Source organism: Nonomuraea sp. NPDC049725, from assembly GCF_040674795.1.
GTDB lineage: Bacteria > Actinomycetota > Actinomycetes > Streptosporangiales > Streptosporangiaceae > Nonomuraea > Nonomuraea ceibae.
In genome coordinates, this window is record NZ_JBFANJ010000013.1 from 58,752 (window position 1) to 76,085 (window position 17,334).

The 17,334-nt window shown below is 75.6% G+C and carries 14 protein-coding genes; 8 read left to right on the top strand and 6 right to left on the bottom strand.

Annotated elements, in window-relative coordinates; genetic code table 11:
* Positions 1 to 339: 339 nt before the first annotated feature.
* Together crcB and AB0J53_RS30630 are read right to left on the bottom strand one after the other, a co-directional pair.
* Positions 340 to 699, bottom strand: coding sequence for a fluoride efflux transporter CrcB (crcB, locus tag AB0J53_RS30625; protein ID WP_364178921.1), 360 nt, complete (start codon positions 697 to 699; stop codon positions 340 to 342).
* The gene (locus tag AB0J53_RS30630; protein ID WP_364178923.1) at positions 696 to 1,139 is read right to left on the bottom strand and encodes a CrcB family protein; all 444 of its coding nucleotides are present in this window, start codon (positions 1,137 to 1,139) and stop codon (positions 696 to 698) included. The genes crcB and AB0J53_RS30630 overlap by 4 nt, the downstream gene beginning before the upstream one ends.
* 83 nt (positions 1,140 to 1,222) lie before the next feature.
* On the opposite strand from AB0J53_RS30630, the gene AB0J53_RS30635 reads away from it, so the two are divergent.
* A complete protein-coding gene (locus AB0J53_RS30635) occupies positions 1,223 to 1,939 on the top strand; it encodes an HNH endonuclease family protein (protein ID WP_364178925.1) in 717 nt (238 codons plus the stop codon).
* On the opposite strand, the gene AB0J53_RS30640 is transcribed toward AB0J53_RS30635, so the two are convergent.
* Complete coding sequence (locus tag AB0J53_RS30640; protein WP_364178927.1) at positions 1,922 to 2,773, bottom strand: GDSL-type esterase/lipase family protein; 852 nt, start codon at positions 2,771 to 2,773, stop codon at positions 1,922 to 1,924. The two genes, AB0J53_RS30635 and AB0J53_RS30640, sit on opposite strands and share 18 nt — an antisense overlap.
* Before the next feature lie 194 nt (positions 2,774 to 2,967).
* Between AB0J53_RS30640 and AB0J53_RS30645 the strand changes: the two genes are divergently transcribed.
* Complete coding sequence (locus tag AB0J53_RS30645; RefSeq protein ID WP_364178929.1) at positions 2,968 to 4,200, top strand: isochorismate synthase; 1,233 nt, start codon at positions 2,968 to 2,970, stop codon at positions 4,198 to 4,200.
* A gap of 13 nt (positions 4,201 to 4,213) precedes the next feature.
* On the opposite strand, the gene AB0J53_RS30650 is transcribed toward AB0J53_RS30645, so the two are convergent.
* A complete protein-coding gene (locus AB0J53_RS30650) occupies positions 4,214 to 4,855 on the bottom strand; it encodes a YigZ family protein (RefSeq protein ID WP_364178931.1) in 642 nt (213 codons plus the stop codon).
* 80 nt (positions 4,856 to 4,935) lie between these two features.
* Here AB0J53_RS30650 and AB0J53_RS30655 point away from each other — a divergent pair, with 80 nt between their 5' ends.
* The 5 genes from AB0J53_RS30655 (at position 4,936) to AB0J53_RS30675 (ending at position 11,531) form a co-directional block, all read left to right on the top strand.
* Positions 4,936 to 6,048 (top strand): epoxide hydrolase family protein, encoded by a 1,113-nt coding sequence (locus AB0J53_RS30655; protein ID WP_364178933.1) that lies wholly within the window; start codon positions 4,936 to 4,938, stop codon positions 6,046 to 6,048.
* 70 nt (positions 6,049 to 6,118) lie between these two features.
* The gene (locus AB0J53_RS30660; protein ID WP_364178935.1) at positions 6,119 to 8,152 is read left to right on the top strand and encodes a hydantoinase/oxoprolinase family protein; all 2,034 of its coding nucleotides are present in this window, start codon (positions 6,119 to 6,121) and stop codon (positions 8,150 to 8,152) included.
* Entirely contained in the window at positions 8,149 to 9,726 is a 1,578-nt protein-coding gene (locus tag AB0J53_RS30665; RefSeq protein WP_364178937.1) for a hydantoinase B/oxoprolinase family protein, read from the top strand. Before AB0J53_RS30660 ends, AB0J53_RS30665 begins: the two co-directional genes overlap by 4 nt.
* Before the next feature lie 102 nt (positions 9,727 to 9,828).
* Positions 9,829 to 10,683, top strand: a complete 855-nt coding sequence (locus tag AB0J53_RS30670; RefSeq protein ID WP_364178938.1) for a helix-turn-helix transcriptional regulator — start codon at positions 9,829 to 9,831, stop codon at positions 10,681 to 10,683.
* A gap of 83 nt (positions 10,684 to 10,766) precedes the next feature.
* Entirely contained in the window at positions 10,767 to 11,531 is a 765-nt protein-coding gene (locus AB0J53_RS30675; protein ID WP_219508060.1) for a glucose 1-dehydrogenase, read from the top strand.
* 38 nt (positions 11,532 to 11,569) lie between these two features.
* On the opposite strand, the gene AB0J53_RS30680 is transcribed toward AB0J53_RS30675, so the two are convergent.
* Positions 11,570 to 12,436 carry an NAD(P)-binding domain-containing protein gene (locus AB0J53_RS30680; protein ID WP_364178940.1) on the bottom strand — a complete coding sequence of 289 codons (867 nt, stop codon included), beginning with the start codon at positions 12,434 to 12,436 and terminating at the stop codon, positions 11,570 to 11,572.
* A 64-nt stretch (positions 12,437 to 12,500) separates the two neighbouring features.
* On the opposite strand from AB0J53_RS30680, the gene AB0J53_RS30685 reads away from it, so the two are divergent.
* Complete coding sequence (locus AB0J53_RS30685) at positions 12,501 to 15,767, top strand: BTAD domain-containing putative transcriptional regulator (protein WP_364178942.1); 3,267 nt, start codon at positions 12,501 to 12,503, stop codon at positions 15,765 to 15,767.
* A gap of 17 nt (positions 15,768 to 15,784) precedes the next feature.
* On the opposite strand, the gene AB0J53_RS30690 is transcribed toward AB0J53_RS30685, so the two are convergent.
* Positions 15,785 to 17,299: a helix-turn-helix domain-containing protein gene (locus AB0J53_RS30690; RefSeq protein WP_364178944.1), complete on the bottom strand. Its 1,515-nt coding sequence runs from the start codon at positions 17,297 to 17,299 to the stop codon at positions 15,785 to 15,787.
* Between the last annotated feature and the right edge of the window lie 35 nt (positions 17,300 to 17,334).

The following is a 17,334-nucleotide window of genomic DNA, read 5'->3' on the forward strand; positions in this document are numbered from 1 at the left end:
AGGCCCGGCGGACGCGCCCGTCCCGGACGAGGGCGGCGATGATGGCGCGGGTGGTCGCGTTGACCGGGACGGCAGGAACCCGTCGGCCGTGAACACCACCGCCGACCCGCTCCCCCGCCCCGGCCGATGACGACTCCCCCGTCGATACACATCCGTTAGAAAAGCCCCCGTATCAAAAGCGGGGCGGCGTGCTCTAAAGGGCGTGGGCGCGGGCACGGGGGCCCCGCGCCCGGTCGCCCCCTGTCACGGATCACCCGTGGCAGGGGAAGTGCGCCCTGGTCGGGCCGGGCACGACGGGGATCGTGGCGAGCGTCGTGCCCGGCCACGCCGGGCGCGGGCCTACGGCACGGCGTGGGCCAGGGCCGCTCCGCCGGCGGCGGCCAGGAGACCGGCGGCGATGCTGGCCAGCACGTTGGCGGCGGCCTTGCGGCTCGCGCCCTCCTCGGCCAGCCGCACGGTCTCGTACCCGAGCGTGGAGTACGTGGTGAGTGCCCCGCAGAAGCCGGTGGCGGCGAACGCGGTCCAGGCGGGGCCGGCGGGCAGGGCGGTGAGGAAGCCGAGCACGGCGGAGCCGGCCACGTTGACGGCGAGCGTCCCCCAGGGGAACGTGCCGCCGTGGCGGGACTGGACGGCGCGGTCGGCGAGGTAGCGCAGCGGCGCCCCGACGGCGGCGCCGAGCACGACGAGCAGGACCGTCACGAGGCCGCCCACCGGGTCAGGCGCATCCCGGCCCACACCGCCGCGAGGGCGGCGGCCAGGGTGCCCGCCAGGTAGAGGACGCCGACCAGCGGGGCGCCGTCGGCGACGACCCGGCGCGCCTCCACCACGTAGGTGGAGAACGTGGTGAAGCCGCCGAGCACCCCGACGCCGAGGAACGGCCGGACCAGCCGGTGCGCGCGGCGTACCTCGGTGATGGTCACCATGAGCACGCCGATCAGCGCGCAGCCCGAGACGTTCACCAGGAACGTCGCCCACGGGAAGGCGCCGGGCACGGCGGGGAGCAGGGTCTGCGCGCCGTGGCGGGCAAGGGCGCCGAGCGCGCCTCCGGCGGCGATGGCGGCGAGCACCGCCCAGCCCACCTCGGCGCGCTGGCCGGGCACCCGCAGGTCCACATCCGGATCAATCGGCCGTTCGGCCACACATTCCTCCCTGAACGGTCACCGTGTCAGATCAGCCGGGCCCGGGAACCTCTCTAGAGAAGCCGATCACCACGGAGGCGTGCTTGAGCACGAAGGACGCCGTCGCCATCCTCGCAGGGGCCATTCTCGTCGCCGCGGCCGTCAACGGCGCCGGGTCGGCCCCGCCGGCGACCGCCACGAGCCCGCTGGGCAACGTCAGCGGCACCCGGCCCGGCCTGGCGCCGATCACCTCCGCCGAGGACAGGGCGGCCGCCCGGCGCGTGATCGAGCGGGTCCGCGTCGCGGCGCGCGGCTCCAGCTCCGGCTACCGCCGCACCCGTTACGGCGGCAACTGGGCCGACACCGCCTCCGGTGTCCCCTACGCGCGCAACGGCTGCCGCACCCGCGACGACCTGCTGGCCCGCGACGGCCACAATATCCGCTACCGCGCGGGCTCCGACTGCGAGGTCGTCGCCATGGACCTCGTCGACCCCTACACCGGCCAGCGCATCGACTGGAGCAAGCGCGACGCCGACGAGGTGCAGGTGGACCATGTGGTCCCGCTCGCCTACGGCTGGCGGATGGGCGCGCGGCGCTGGCCGATGGGCAAGCGGGTGGCCTTCGCCCAGGATCCGCTCAACCTGCTGCCGGTCAAGGGCAGCGCGAACGAGGCCAAGGACGCCTCCGGCCCGGCGAGCTGGCTGCCGCCCCGGCGGCAGGTGCGCTGCGCGTACGTGACGCGGTTCGCGCAGGTGGCCGTCAAGTACGACCTGCCGGTGACGCGGGCCGACAAGGCGGCGATGCTACGGCAGTGTCGTTGACGCCGGGTCCAGCCAGTCGAAGCCGCGCGTGAACGTGCGCTCGGCCAGCGCCCGCTGGCCCGTGGCGTTCGGGTGGAAGTAGTCCCACTTGCTCAGGTGGCCGATCGTGAACGGGTAGGAGAAGACCGCGCCGCCGTCGGTCCGGCACGAGGGCCCCATCAGCGCGCACGCCCGCGCGGCCTCGCGGTTGTAGGCGATGACGCGCTCGCGCACGCGGGCCCGCCGGTCGGCGTCGGCCTTCTTGGCGGAGGCGGGGCGGGCCAGCATCGTCTGGCAGATCCGCCCGACAGTCCAGAACGTGCGCGCCAGCGGGTTGTCCTTGCCGACCTGCCAGAGCCTGCGCAGGTCGGGGATGCTCGCGAGGAACACCCGCGCCTGCGGCACGCCGGCCCGAAGCGCGGCCAGGGCGGCGTCGATGCGGCTTCGGTAGACGGAGACGGAGGTCATCTCCCGCTCGGTGCGCTTGCAGGCGTCCTGGGCGCCGATGAGCACGGTGACGTAGTCGGCCTTGGCCTCGATCGCCTGGCGCACCTGGCCCATCAGGTCCGCGCTGGTCGAGCCGGGCACGGCGAAGTTGCGGTTGTGCCCCTTGAGGCCGGGGCCGAGGCGCAGCAGCCGGGTGTAGTGGCTGTCGACGGCGGCGTGGTCGCCGGCCGACCAGGATCGGGAGGCGCAGGAGACGTACCAGCCGCAGCTGTTGAAGCCCGACGAGATGGAGTCGCCGAGCGCCGCCATCACGTGGGGCACCGGCTCCGCCGCGGCGGCGGCGTGCACGGGGCCGGAGGCGGCCAGGACGGCGAGGGCGGCCACGGCGGGCCCCAGGCGACCGATCATGCGGCCAAGGTAGAGAGCAGGTCACGGGCCCGTCCCGGCGTCGGGGTGAGGACTGCCGTGTCGGGACCGAGTTCATATCGCGGCTTGACGTGCGACGCCGGCTCTGGGTGCCCCTCTTTGCGGGTTGTGGCCGTAACGACGCATTCACGGGGGTCCGAGTCGAACGTGTTCAGTTCCCGCATAGAGTGTGTCGAGTGAGTGTCGCGCTCGGAACAACCCGCCCGCTACCGGTTCGCACCACCCCTGTCCGCGACCCCGGTAACCTGCTGGCGTCCCTCCCCAGGACCGCCCCGTACGCCTGGGTGAGGCACGGCGAAGGGCTCGTCGGCTGGGGCGAGGCCGCCCGTGCCGAGGTGCCGCCCGGCCCCGGCCGGTTCACCTGGGCGCGCCGCTGGCTGTCGGCCGTCTTCGCCGGCGCCACCGTCGACGACGCGGTGCGGACGCCGGGCAGCGGCCCGGTCGCCTTCGGCACCTTCACCTTCGACGAGAACGCGCCGGGCTCCACGCTGGTCGTGCCGCAGGCGGTCCTGGCCCGCAAGGGCGGGCAGGCGTGGCTGACGACGATCGGCGACGACCCGCCGCTGGAGACGTTCACGCCGCTGGCCGACCCGGGCCGCATCAGCTACGGCGACGGCAGCCTGACCGCCCCCGAATGGGAGCACGTGGTGGCGCGGGCGGCGCGGCGCATCCGCGACGGCGAGCTGGAGAAGGTGGTGCTGGCCCGCGACCTGCTGGCGACCGCCGAGCACCCGATCGACGTGCGGCTGCTGCTGATCCGGCTGGCCCGCCGCTACCCGGAGTGCTACACGTTCTCGGTCGCGGGGCTGGTCGGGGCGACGCCGGAGCTGCTGATCCGGCGCACCGGGCAGGAGATCGAGTCGCTGGTGCTGGCGGGCACGACGCCGCGCGGCACCGGGCCGGCCGACGACCTGGCGCGCGGAAGGGCGCTGCTGGCCTCGGCCAAGGACCGGCACGAGCACGAGTGCGCGATCGCCTCGGTCCGCCAGACGCTGGCGCCGCTGTGCTCGTCGCTGCGCACGCCCGACGAGCCGGAGCTGATGGTGCTGCCGAACGTTCAGCACCTGGCCAGCCACGTGAGCGGGCGGCTGGCCGACGGGGCGTCGGTGCTCGACGTGGTCGCCGCGATGCATCCGACGGCGGCGGTCGGCGGCACCCCGACGCGCACCGCGATCCGGGTGATCCGCGAGCTCGAAGGCATGGACCGGGCCGGTTACGCGGGCCCGGTGGGCTGGATCGACGCGCACGGCGACGGCGAATGGGGCATCGCGCTGCGCTCGGGCATCGTGGAGGGCCGCCAGGCCAGGCTGTTCGCGGGCGGCGGCATCATGGGCGACTCCGACCCGGCGGCCGAGCTGGCGGAGGCGCAGGCCAAGTTCCGCGTCATGCAGTACGCCCTGGAGGGCTAGCCGCTCCGTCCTGTCAGCCGGTCTGTCCCGGGCGGTCCGGCACGTGGATGGGCGTGCCGGGGGTGACCCGGGCGCGGCCGGCCGTCAGCGTGGCCACCCAGTCGGTGAAGCCCGCCACCTCGTCCTCCCCGACGGCCACGGCGAACTCGACGCGGGAGCCGTAGGAGACGTCGCGGACCGGGTGGCGTGAGGCGCGCAGGTCGTTCTCGACGCGGCCGGCCTGGTCGTGCGCGACCGACACGCTCATCAGCCGGGCCGGCACCATGCGCGCCACCGCGTGCTCGGCCTCGGCGCGGTCGAGCGTCTCGGTCACGGCGGAGCCGTAGGCGCGCACGAGGCCGCCCGCGCCGAGCAGGATGCCGCCGAAGTAGCGGGTCACCACGGCCACCACGTGGTCGAAGCCGCGCCCGGTCAGGGCCTGCACCATCGGCGTGCCCGCGGTGCCGCCGGGCTCGCCGTCGTCGTCGCCCTTCTGCGCGCCGCCGACCGCGTAGGCGGTGCAGTTGTGGGTGGCCGAGGCGTGCAGGGCGCGCCGTTCGGCGATGAACGCGGCGGCTTCCTCGACCGTCGCGACCGGCGCCATCGCGCAGACGAACCGCGAGCGGCGCGCTTCGGTCTCGTGCTCGACGCGGGTCTTCAGGGTGAGGTACGGCACCGGACAAATCTAGCGAGCGGCTTGCGCGCCTCGAACCGTATGCTGTACGGTACAGCGTACCGAACAATTGAGGAGAACGCTTGAACGACGTCCGGCCCTTCCGCCTCGACACCGCCCAGGCCGAGCTCGACGACCTGCGCGCGCGGCTCGACCGGGTGCGCTGGCCCGACGAGGTCCCCGGTGCCGGCTGGCGCCTGGGCGCGCCGCTCACCCACGTCAAGGAGCTCGCCGCCCGCTGGCGCGACGGCTACGACTGGCGGGCCGCCGAGGCCGAGATCAACCGGCACGACCAGTACGTCACCGAGATCGACGGCCAGCGGATCCACTTCCTGCACGTGCGCTCGGCCGACCCCGGCGCCACGCCGCTGCTGATCACCCACGGGTGGCCCAGCTCGCCGGTGGAGTACCTCGACGTCATCGAGCCGCTCAGCCGCGACTTCCACCTGGTGATCCCGTCCCTGCCCGGTTACGGCCTGTCGGGCCCCACGACCGAGATGGGCTGGGGCTCCACCCGCATCGCAGGGGCGTGGCTGGAGCTGATGACCCGGCTCGGCTACGACCGGTTCGGCGTCCAGGGCGGCGACTGGGGCACCTGGATCTCCCGCGAGGTCGGCGTGCTGGCCCCCGAGCGGGTGATCGGCATGCACGGCAACGGGATCATCTGCTTCCCGATCGGCGCCCCGGGCGAGCTCGACGGGCTCACCGACGTCGAACGGGAGCGGCTGGCCTTCCGCGAGAGCTACCTGACCGAGCAGTACGGCTACAAGCTCATCCAGTCGGCCCGCCCGCAGACGTTCGCCTACGGCATGGCCGACTCCCCCGTGGCGCTGCTGTCGTGGTTCGCGAGCGTCTACCACGAGTGGAGCGACGGCGGCATCGACCCCGACCGGATGCTCACGACCACGACGATCTACTGGCTGACCAACACGGCCGGGTCGGCGGCGCGCTCGTTCGTCGAGACGCCCGACACCGAGCAGGACACCAGCGTGGAGTGGGAGCTCAAGCCCGCCACCGTGCCCACCTCGATCTCGGTGTTCCCCAAGGACGTGCTGCGGCCGATCCGCCGCTTCGCCGAGCGCGACAACAACATCGTCGGCTGGGTGGAGCACGAGCGCGGCGGCACGTTCGCCGCCCTGGAGCGGCCGGAGGAGTTCACCGCCGACGTCCGGGAGTTCTTCCAGTCGCTGCGCTGAGCACTGCTCACTCGCCTGGCCTGTGCACCCCGCACAGGCCGGGCGGCGGGGGTCGGCATACGGTCGGTCCATGAGCTATCGCGTCGCCATGGACATCGGCGGCACCTTCACCGACGTCGTCTGCTACGACGAGCGGACCGGGGCCGTCACCGCGTCGAAGGCGCCCACCACGCCGGGCGACCTGGCCGAGGGCGTCTTCGCCGCGCTGGGCCGGGTCGTGGACGACCCGTCGGCCATCTCGTTCTTCGTGCACGGCACCACCCAGGGCCTCAACGCGCTGCTGGAGCGCAAGGGCGCCCGGGTGCTGCTGCTGGCGAGCGAGGGCGGCGGCGACGTCTACCGGATCGCCCGGGGCAACCGCGACCGCATGTTCGACCTGCGCTACCGCAAGCCCACCCCGCTGGTGCCGCCCGGCGACGTCATGGAGGCGGGCGGGCGGCTCGACTGGCGCGGCGCGGAGCTCGTACCCCTGGACGAGGAGGCGGTGCGGCGGGCCGGGCGGCGGGCCCGTGAGGAGGGCTTCGACGCGGTGGCCGTGTGCCTGCTGTTCTCCTACGCCGATCCGGCGCACGAGATCAGGGCGGGCGAGATCCTGGCCGAGGAGCTCGGCGAGGACGTGCTCGTGGTGCTCTCGCACGAGGTGGCGCGCGAGTGGCGCGAGTACGAGCGGACCTCCTCGGCCGTGCTGGAGGCCTACACCGGGCCGGTGGTGCGCCGCTACCTGGCCGACATCGAGCGGCGCTTCGCCGGGCGCGGCCTGACCGTGCCGGTGCACGTCATGCAGTCGTCCGGCGGGCTGGTCAACGCCTCCTACGCGATGCGCCGGCCGCTGCAGACGCTGCTGTCGGGGCCGGTCGGCGGCACGATGGGCGGTGTCGCCGCGGCCCGGCTGCTGGGCGGGCGGCGCAACGTCATCTGCGTGGACATGGGCGGCACCTCGTTCGACGTGTCGCTGGTCGTGGACGGCCGGCCCGACGTCAGCTCCGAGGCGCGCATCGAGGGCTTCCCGGTGCTCATGCCGATCGTCAACCTGCACACCATCGGCGCGGGCGGCGGCTCGCTGGCCTACGCCGAGGCCGGGGCGCTGCGGGTCGGCCCCGAATCGGCCGGGGCGGTGCCCGGCCCCGCCTGCTACGGCCGGGGCGGCACCCGGGCGACCGTCACCGACGCGAACGTGGCGCTGGGCCGGGTGGATCCGGCCTGGTTCGCCGGGGGGCTCATGACGCTGGACGCCGAGGCCGCCGGGGCGGCGGTCGCGGAGCTGGCCGGCGAGCTGGGCCTGGACCCGCTGCGGCTGGCCGAGGGCATCTGCGACGTGGCCAACGCCAAGATGGCGCAGGCGATCCGGACGCTCACGGTGGAGCACGGGGTGGAGCCGCGCGAGTTCTCGCTGGTCGCCTTCGGCGGGGCGGGGGCCATGCACGCGGTGTTCATCGCCCGCGAGCTGGGCATCGGCGAGGTCGTCATCCCGCGCTTCCCCGGCGCGTTCTCGGCGTGGGGGATGCTGGAGGCGGACGTGCGGCGGGACCTGACGCGGCCGTACTTCCGGCCGCAGGGCACGCTCGACGGCCCCGACATGTCACAAAATTTCGCCTCATTGGAGGCGGAGGCGTTGGACGCGCTCACCGCCCAGGGCGTCCCCGCCGACCGCCGCCGCGTCGAGCACGCCGTCGACATGCGCTACGAGGGCCAGGACTACACGCTCACCATCCCGCTGCTCGACGCCGCCGAACCCGCCCGCCCCGGCTTCCTCGCCGCGATCGCGGCCCGCTACGCCAAGGCGCACACCAGCCGCTACGGGCACGCCACCCCCGAGGCGCCCGTCGAGTTCGTCATGCTGCGCAGCACCGGCTTCGGCTCCTTCCCCCGCACCGACGCCGCCGCCGCGGAACCCCCCGCCCCGGCCGAGCCCGCCGTCCGGGACGTGATCTTCGACGGCGAGGTGCACGCCACCCCGGTGCTGCGCCGCTCCGGGCTGTCCGGCTCCTTCGCCGGGCCCGCGATCGTGGTCGAGGAGACCGCCACCACGGTCGTCCCGCCCGGCTGCCTGGCGAGCGTCGACGACAACGGATTCCTCATCGTGAAGGTGGAGGCCCACCAGTGATCGACCCCATCACCACGGAGATCATCCGCTGCGCCCTGCTGCAGGCCGCGGAGGACATGAACACCACCCTCATCCGCAGCTCCTACACCCCCGTCATCTACGAGGCCAAGGACTGCGCCGTCGCCCTGCTCGACCGCGACCACCACGTGCTCGGCCAGTCGTCCGGCCTGCCGATCTTCCTGGGCAACCTGGAGGTGTGCACCCGCGAGACCGAGCGCCGGTACGGCCGCGACGTGTGGCGCGAGGGCGACGTGTGGGTGCTCAACGACTCCTACATCGGCGGCACCCACCTCAACGACGTCACCGTCTACGGCCCGATCTTCGCCGACGGGGAGCTGGCCGGGTTCGCCGCCTCCCGCGCCCACTGGCTCGACGTCGGCTCCAAGGACCCCGGCGGGTCGATGGACTCCACCTCCATCTTCCAGGAGGGGCTGCGGCTCGGCCCGGTCAAGGTGTACGAGGGCGGGCAGCCCTGCCGCGACCTGCACGAGGTCATCGGCCGCAACGTACGCTTCCCGCACGCCACGCTCGGCGACCTGCGCGCCCAGGTGAGCTGCGCGATGACCGGGCAGCGGCGGCTGCGCGAGATCGTCACCCGGTGGGGCCTCGACACCGTCATGGCCGCCCGCGACGAGATCTTCGCCCAGACCGAGCGGCTGGAACGCGCCGCCATCGCCGCCATCCCCGACGGCCGCTACGAGGCGTCCGGGTTCCTCGACAACGACGGCATCGACCTCGGCACGCCGCTGCCCGTGACCGTCCGGGTGACGGTGTCCGGCGAGTCGATCGCCGTGGACCTCACCGACTGCGCCGACCAGGCCACCGGCCCGGTCAACTGCGGCGCCGCCCAGGCCGTCGCCGCCGTCCGCGTCGGCTACAAACTGCTCGTCTCCGGCGACGTGCCGCTCAACGGCGGCTCCTTCCGGCCGCTCACCGTCGAGACCCGGCCCGGCTCGATGCTGGCCGCCGAGTCGCCCGCCGCCTGCCAGTACTACTACTCCCACCTCGGGCTGCTCATCGACCTGGTCGTCAAGGCGCTCGCCCCGGTGCTGCCGGACAAGGTCGCCGCCGCCTCCTACGGCGACTCCATGATCGTCCAGTTCACCGGGACCGACCCGCGCACCGGCAAGCTGTACGTCTCCCAGGAGGCCACCGTCGGCGGCTGGGGCGCCTGGGAGGGCGGCGACGGCGAGACCGCGCTGATCAACAACGTCAACGGGTCGCTGCGTGACATGCCGATCGAGGTCCTGGAGACGCTCTTCCCCGTCCGCGTCACCCGGTACGAGATCCGTCCCGGCACCGGCGGCGCCGGGCGCTGGCGGGGCGGCGACGGCGTGGTGCGCGAGTACGAGTTCTGCGGCGACACCTCCCTCTCGCTGTGGTTCGAGCGTTCCGTGACCCCCGCCTGGGGGCTGGCGGGCGGCCAGGACGGCGCTCCCCCGCGCGTCACGCTCAACCCGGGCACCCCCGGCGAGCGCGCCATGCTCAAGGCCAACGCCGTCCCCGTCAGAGCCGGTGACGTGCTGCGCTGCGAGTCCGGCGGCGGAGGCGGCTACGGCCCCGCCCAGGGCTGACCATCCCGCCCGGGCAGCGGCCCGTACCGGCCGGTTCCCCTCGACAGCGCGGCCCGCGGCGGTGAATGCGGTGGTAAATGCGGCGGTGAATACAGTGGCGTCATGACCCGCGAAACCCCCGCCGGGAAGCGGCGCCGCCGCGAGCAGCTCAGCGACTTCCTGCGCGCCCGCCGGGCCCGGCTCACGCCCGGCGACGTCGGGATGGCGAGCGCGGGCCGGCGGCGCACGCCGGGCCTGCGGCGCGAGGAGGTCGCCGTGCTCGCCGGGGTCGGCGTGTCCTGGTACACCTGGCTGGAGCAGGGCCGCGACATCAACGTCTCCACCGAGGTGCTCGACGCGATCGCCCGCGCGCTGCGGCTGAGCGAGCCCGAGCGCGTCCATCTCTACCTGCTGGCCGGGCTCAACCCGCCGCGGCCCGGCGGCGGGCGCGACACCGAGGTCTCACCGGAGCTGCGGCACCTGCTCGACGCGTGGATGCCGCGCCCGGCGATCCTGCGCGACCGCTACTGGAACCTGCTCGCGATCAACGACGCGACCCGTACGGTGTTCGGCTACGACGACGTCGACCACAACTGCCTGGTCTCGTTCTTCACCAACGCCCGCTACCGGGGCATGCACGTGCAGTGGGAGTCGGCCGCCCCGGCCGTCGTGGCCGCCTTCCGCGCCACCACGGCGCACTTCACCGACGACCCGGAGTTCGACCGGGTGGTCGGCGAGCTGAGCGCGGCCAGCCCCGAGTTCGCCGAGCTGTGGGCGCGCCACGAGGTCGGCTCCCCGCCCCAGACGGTGAAGGCGGTGCGTCACCCCGAGGCCGGCGACCTGTTCTTCGACACCACCACCCTGGCCGTCACCGACCGGCCGCACTGGTATCTGGAGCTGTACAACCCCCGCGCCGGCACCGGGACCGCCGGCCGGGTCGAACGGCTGCTGGGCGGCCGGCTCGCCGCCCACGCCTGACCGGCCCGCCGCAGGGTGGTGGTGTCACTCCCCGGACAGCCGCGCACTGTATGCCCGCCCCGCCGGTCGGCACGCTGGGTCCCATGACACAGCAGACCTCCAGGTTCACCGGCAAGATCGCGCTCATCACCGGCGGCGGCAGCGGCATGGGACTCGCCACCGCGCGCAGGCTGCTCGACGAGGGCGCCGACGTGGTCATCACCGGCCGCGACCAGGCCCGGCTCGACGCCGCCGCCCGGCAGCTCGGCGGCGGCGACCGCGTCCTGGCGCTGCGCGGCGACGCCGCGAGCCCCGCCGACCTCGACACGATCGCCGACGCCGTACGGGACCGGCACGGGCGGCTGGACGTGCTCTTCGCCAACGCCGGCATCGCCGCGTTCCAGCCGCCCGGCGACGTCACCGAGGCCGCCTTCGACCACATCTTCGGCATCAACGTCAAAGGCGTGTTCTTCACCGTCCAGAAGAGCCTCCCGCTGCTCACCGACGGGGCCGCGATCGTCGTCAACGCGTCGTGGACGCTGCACCGCGGCCTGGCCGGCGGCTCCCTCTACGCCGCGACCAAGGCCGCGGCGCACAACCTGGCCCGCACGCTCGCGGCCGACCTGGCGCCGCGCGGCATCCGGGTCAACTCCGTGAGCCCCGGCTACATCGAGACCCCGATGTTCCACGGCAACGTCACCGCCGAGACGCGGGCCGCGGTGGTCGCCGCGGTGCCCGCGGGCCGGATCGGCACCGCCGAGGACGTGGCGGCCGCCGTCGCCTTCCTGGCCTCCGACGAGGCGTCCTACGTCAACGGCCAGGACCTCGTCATCGACGGCGGCCTCGTCGCCACGGCCTCCGGGCTGTAGCGCGGGCCCCAGGACCGGGCCTGGGGCAGGCCCGGGGGTCAGGCCCGGCCGCGGAACACCTCGACGAGGCTGGCGTAGCTGGTGCCGGCATGGCCGCCCTCGATCGCGCGCTCGGTCAGGGCCTGGATGCGGGCGGGCCACTCGGTGTCCACGCCCGCCGCCGCGCTCTCCCGGACCAGGTACTTCATCGTGGCCAGATGGGTCTCCAGCGTGGCGTCCTCCGCCGGGTAGGCGCCCCGGTCGATCTGGGCGGCGTACGCGGTGATGAACCCCGTCACGCTGCCCACCCACTGCGAGGCGAACGGCGCGAACGCCGACGCCTCGACCTTGGCCTCACCCAGCAGCGCGGCGCCGTGCAGGAACGCGTTCAGCGTGCCCCACATGACGCCGAGCAGCGCCACGTCGTACAGCGACGCCAGCCCCGGGTCGGTGCCGAAGAACGTCGCGGTGCCGAGCCGCCCCAGGCTGTCACGATGCCGGTCGAACGCCTCCTGCGAGCCGCTGAACAGCAGGAACGCCTCCGGGCTGCCGATCACCTCGGGGACCGCCATGATCGCGCCGTCCACGTAGGAGGCCGTCAGCGCCGCCAGCTCGCGGGCCTCGCCGGACGTGCCGGACGTCAGGTTGACCAGCGTCCGGCCGGCCAGCTCGGCCCGGTGCGGGCCGAGCGTGTCGCGCACCGCGCCCGCGTCGGTGAGGCAGACGACCACCAGGGAGCTCGCCCGCACGGCGTCCGCCACGGAGGGCGCGAGCACGGCCCCGCGCTCGACCAGGCCGGCGGCCTTGCCGGGCGTGCGGTTCCACACGGTGGTCGGGTGGCCCGCCGTGAGGAAGGCGGCGGCCAGGGCCTGGCCCATGAGGCCGAGGCCGATGACAGTAACGGATTCGTCAGGTGTGTTCGTCATGGCTCCACTGTGCGGGAGGGGGGTTCCGGACGGTCTCCGGAAAGGTTGTGGGTAACGTTGCGGCGTGCGTTTCGGAGTGCTGGGCCCCCTGGAGGTGCGGACGTCGGGCGGGGAGCCCGTCCACGTCCCCGAGGCGAGGATCCGCACCCTGCTGGCCGCGCTCCTGGTCCACCGGGGCCATGCCGTCTCCGTGGACCGGCTCGCCGACGTCCTGTGGGGCGACGCGCCGCCCGCCGGCGCCGTGCGCACGCTGCGGTCCAAGGTGTCGCTGCTGCGGCGCGTCCTGGAGGACGCCGAGCCCGGCGGGCACGACCTGATCGAGTCCCGGCCGTCGGCGTACCTGCTGCGGGCGGACGGCGACGCCGTCGACGCCGGGCGCTTCGAGACGCTGCTGCGCCGCGCGTACGGGATCACCGGCGACCCGCGCGCGAAGGCGCGGCTGCTGGGTGAGGCCGTCGGCCTGTGGCGGGGCACGGCCGCGTTCGCCGAGCACGCCGACGAGGAGTTCGCCCGCGCCGAGGCCCGGCGGCTGGAGGAGCAGCGGCTGGCCGCGATCGAGGAACTGGCCGGCGCCCGGCTCGACCTCGGCGAGCACGCCGCGGTCGCGGCGGAGCTGGGCGGGCTCGTCGCCGCCCACCCGCTGCGCGAGCGGCTCCGGCACGCGCACGTCCGCGCCCTGTACCTCGCGGGCCGCCAGGACGAGGCCCTGGCCGGCCTCGCCGAGCTACGCGAACGCCTGCGCGACGACCTCGGCCTCGACCCCGGCCCCGACCTGGCCCGCCTCCACGAGGCGATCCTCCGCCAGGACCCCGCTCTCACCCCCGCCCCCGCTGCCGCTCCCGACGCTGCCGGCTTCGCCGACGGGACGGGGGCGCGGGCCCGGGGGAACCTGCCCGCGCCGCTGACCGGGCTGATCGGCCGGGAGGAGGAGGTGCGCCGCATCGGCGCGCTGCTCGCCGACGAGCGGCTGATCACGCTGACCGGCGCGGGCGGCGTCGGCAAGACGCGGCTGGCGCTGGAGGCGGCCGGGCAGGTCGCCGCCCGCCACCCCGACGGGGCCTGGCTGGTGGAGCTCGCCCCCGCGCGCACCGCCACCGAGGTGCACGAGGCCGTGGCGGCGGTGCTCGGCCTGCGTGACGACGTCCGTGCCCCCGCCCGCTCCCGGCCGGGCCGCCTCGCCGACGCCCTCGCCGGCCGCGACCTCCTGCTCGTCCTGGACAACTGCGAACACGTCGTCGAGCCCGTCGCCGAGCTGACCACGCGGCTGCTGCGCGCCGCCCCCGCCCTGCGCGTCCTGGCCACCAGCCAGGAGCCGCTCGCCGTCGCGGGTGAGCGCCTGTGGCCCGTCGCCCCGCTGTCCCTGCCCGATCCGTACGACGAGCGCCCGGAACGCTCGGACGCGGTGCGGCTCTTCGTCGCCCGCGCCACCGCCGCCGACCCGGGCTTCCACCTGGGACCGGGCGACGCCGAGGCGGTCGCCACGATCTGCCGCCGCCTCGACGGCATCCCGCTCGCCCTGGAGATGGCCGCCGCGCGGGTGCGCGCCATGCCCGTCACCGACCTCGCCGCCCGCCTCGACGACCGCTTCCGCCTGCTGACCGCGACCCTGCGCGGCGCCCCGGCACGCCAGCGCACGCTGCGCGCGGCCATCGACTGGAGCTGGGGCCTGCTCAGCGAGCCGGAGCAGATCGTGCTGCGCCGCCTGGCCGTCTGCGCCGACGGCTGCACCCTGGAGGCGGCCGAGGCCGTCTGCGCGGGCGGGCCGGTGGGCCGCGACGACGTGTTCGGCCTGCTCGCCCGGCTGGTCGACCGGTCCCTCGTGCACCAGCGCGAGGGCCGCTACCGGCTGCTGGAGTCGGTCGCCGCCTACTGCGCGGAGCGCCTGGCCGGCGCCGGTGACGACGACCGGGCCACGCGCGACCGCCACCTCGCCCACTACACCGCCTTCGCCGAGCACGCCGACGCCCGGCTGCGCGGCCCCGAGCAGCGCCTGTGGCTGCGGCGGCTGGAGGCCGAGACGGCCAACACCCGCGCCGCCCTCGCCCACGCCGCCCGGACGAACCCCAGCACCGGCACCGGCACCGGCACCAGCCTCGGCACCGGGTCCGGCGCCATGACCGGTGGCGGTGCCGCGTTGCGGCTGGTCGGCGCGCTGGCCTGGTTCTGGTTCCTGCGGGGCCGGTTCGCCGAGGCGCGGCGCTCGTTCGACCTGGCGCTGTCGACCGGCGGCGGCCCGGAGCTGAAGGCGGCCGGCCGCGCCTGGCGGGCGGGCATGTCCCTGTTCCTCCTGGACGCCGACGACCCCAGCGAGACCGGCGAGGCGGGCAGCCGGGCCGCGCTCAAGCTGTACGACACGGTCGCCGACCCGGCCGGGCAGGCCCGGGCGCGCTGGTTCGTGGCGCTGGCCAGGGCCGGGTTCGGCGACCCCGGCGTGCCGCTCCGCCTGGCCGGGCTGGCCCACGACGCCTTCGACGCCCTGGGCGACCGGTGGGGGGCCGCCGCCGCCCTGTCGGTCCGCGCCGAGGTCCACCTCTACCAGGGCAGGGCCGTCGAGGCGGACGCGGACGCCCGCCGGGCGCGGGCGCTCTTCCGCGACGCCGGCGACGGCTGGGGCCTGCTCCAGACCGCCTACGTCCTGGGCGACCTGGCCGAGATGTCCGGCGACTACGACGAGGCCGGACGCCTGCGCGAGGAGGGACACCGGCTCGCCCGCGACCTGGAGCTGTGGAGCGACGCCTCCAAGATGCTGTCCAGGCTGGGCCGCACCGCCGTCCTCACCGGCGACCTCGACCACGCCCGCGACCTGCACGAACGCGCCCGCCGGCTGGCCGCGGCCCACGCCTACCGGCGCGGCGAGGAGTTCGCCGAGGTCGGCCTCGGGATCGTGGCCCGCCGCCAGGGCCGCTTCGACGACGCCGAGGCCCACCTGCGCGCCTGGCTCGACTGGTGCCGCCGCTGGGAGGGCGACCACGGGACGGCGTTCATCCTGGCGGAGCTCGGCTTCATCGCCGAACAGCGCGGCGACGCCGGCACCGCGCTGGCGCTCCACCGGGAGGGGCTCGGCCACGCCCGCCGCACCGGCGACCCGCGCGCGCTCGCCCTCGCCTGCGAAGGGCTGGCCGGCGCCGCGGCCCTCGCCGGTGACCACACCCGGGCGGCCCGGCTGCTCGGCGCCGCCGCCGCGGCCCGCGACGCGGTCCACGCCCCGCTGCCCCCGGCCGAGCGCGCCGACGTCGACCGCGTCACGCGGGCCGTCAGGGCGGCCCTCACCCCCGAGGCGTACGAACGCGCCTTCCACGCGGGGCTCCCCGGCGACCTCGGCCCGCCCTGACCTCGGCGGACGGCCGGTCAGCGCAGCACGACGTGGCAGGCGAGTTGCAGGGCCAGCCGTGACGCCGGGTCCTCCAGGTCGAAGCCCGCCGCCCGGACCCGTTCCAGCCGGGCGGTGACGGTGTTGCGGTGCACGCCCAGCCGGTCCGCCGCCCGCAGCGCGCCGCCCTCGTCGAGGACGGCGGCCAGCGTCTCCAGCAGGCTGCCGTCCTTGTCCACGGCGAGCAGCGGGCGCAGGATCACCGTGGCGGGCGCCTTCAGCACCCCGGCGGGGAGCGCGCCGAGCAGTTCGGCGGGCCCCATCCGGTCCGCCCGCGCCACCCGGCCCGGCCCGGCCACGAACGCCGCGGCCTCCGCGCCCAGCAGCGACTCCCCCACCCCGTCCAGCCCCACGGCGGCGGCCCCGGCCCCGGCGGCGCACGGCCACGGCATCGCCGCCACGCACCTCGCCAGCCGCCCGGCCAGCTCGTCCGGCGCCGCCGCCGACCATCCGGCCCAGCCGCCGCCCCGCCGCAGCACCGGCGCCTCCCCGACGGTGGCGGCGATGACCGCCTGCGCCCGCCCCGCCGCCTCGGCCCCCGTCACCCCGTCGGCGGGCAGCATCAGGAACCCGGTCACGGGCCCCCGCACCGCCCACCCCAGCGCCGCCGCCCGCCCCCGCACCTCGTCCGGCTCCTCCCCGTCCGCCGTCAGCGGGCTCTCCGGCACGTGGCCGTGTCCCTCCTCCAGGGGGCGGGCGTGCCGGGCCAGGAGGCGTTCGGCCAGGGACTCCTGGTGGACGAAGTCGCGGGAGGCCGACAGGCGCTCGGCGGCGGCCCAGGCCACCAGCGGCGCCACCGCCAGCCCCAGCACCGCGCGCACCACGGACGGCCAGCCGGGGGAACGCGCCGCGCCGCCCGCGACCAGCGTCCCCAGCGCGTCCCCGTCGCGGTCCGGCACCGCCACCTCCGCCAGCACCCCGCCACCGGCCCGCCCCTCGGGCGCCGGGCCGCCGTCGCGCGGGCGGTGTCCCGCCGCCCCGGCGGCCCGTCCCGCCAGGAGCTCGCCGTACGGGTCCACGAAGGCGACCGAGGTGCCCGGCAGCTCGGCGTTGAGCACGCCCAGCACCCGCCGGGCCGACGTGCCCGCCTCCGCCAGCCGGGTGGCGCACCTGGCCACGAGCTGCGTGCGCGCCGCCTCGGGACGCGACGCCGCCGACGCGACCCGTACGGCGGTCACGAGCGGGTCCTCGTCCACGAAGATCAACGTCACGCCGAGCCGTTCCGCCAGCACGGCCCCGGAGCCGGCGCTCAGCCCGCCCGAGGGCGCGATCACGCACGCCGCCGCCTGCTCCCAGGCCCGGCGCATGGCCATCTCCACGGCCCACCCGCCGCCGGCCGCCGCGCCGATCAGCACCACCGCCGTGTGGGGCGTCACCGTCGACAGCACCGACAGCTCGTCCACGATGCGCACCCGGTGCACGGGGTTCTCGCCGGTCCCGTACATGCGCGCCCCCGCGAGCGGCCCGGCGTCCACCAGCTCGGCCACCGTCACCGGGGCCTCCCACCCGGACCCCACCCGGCCCGCCG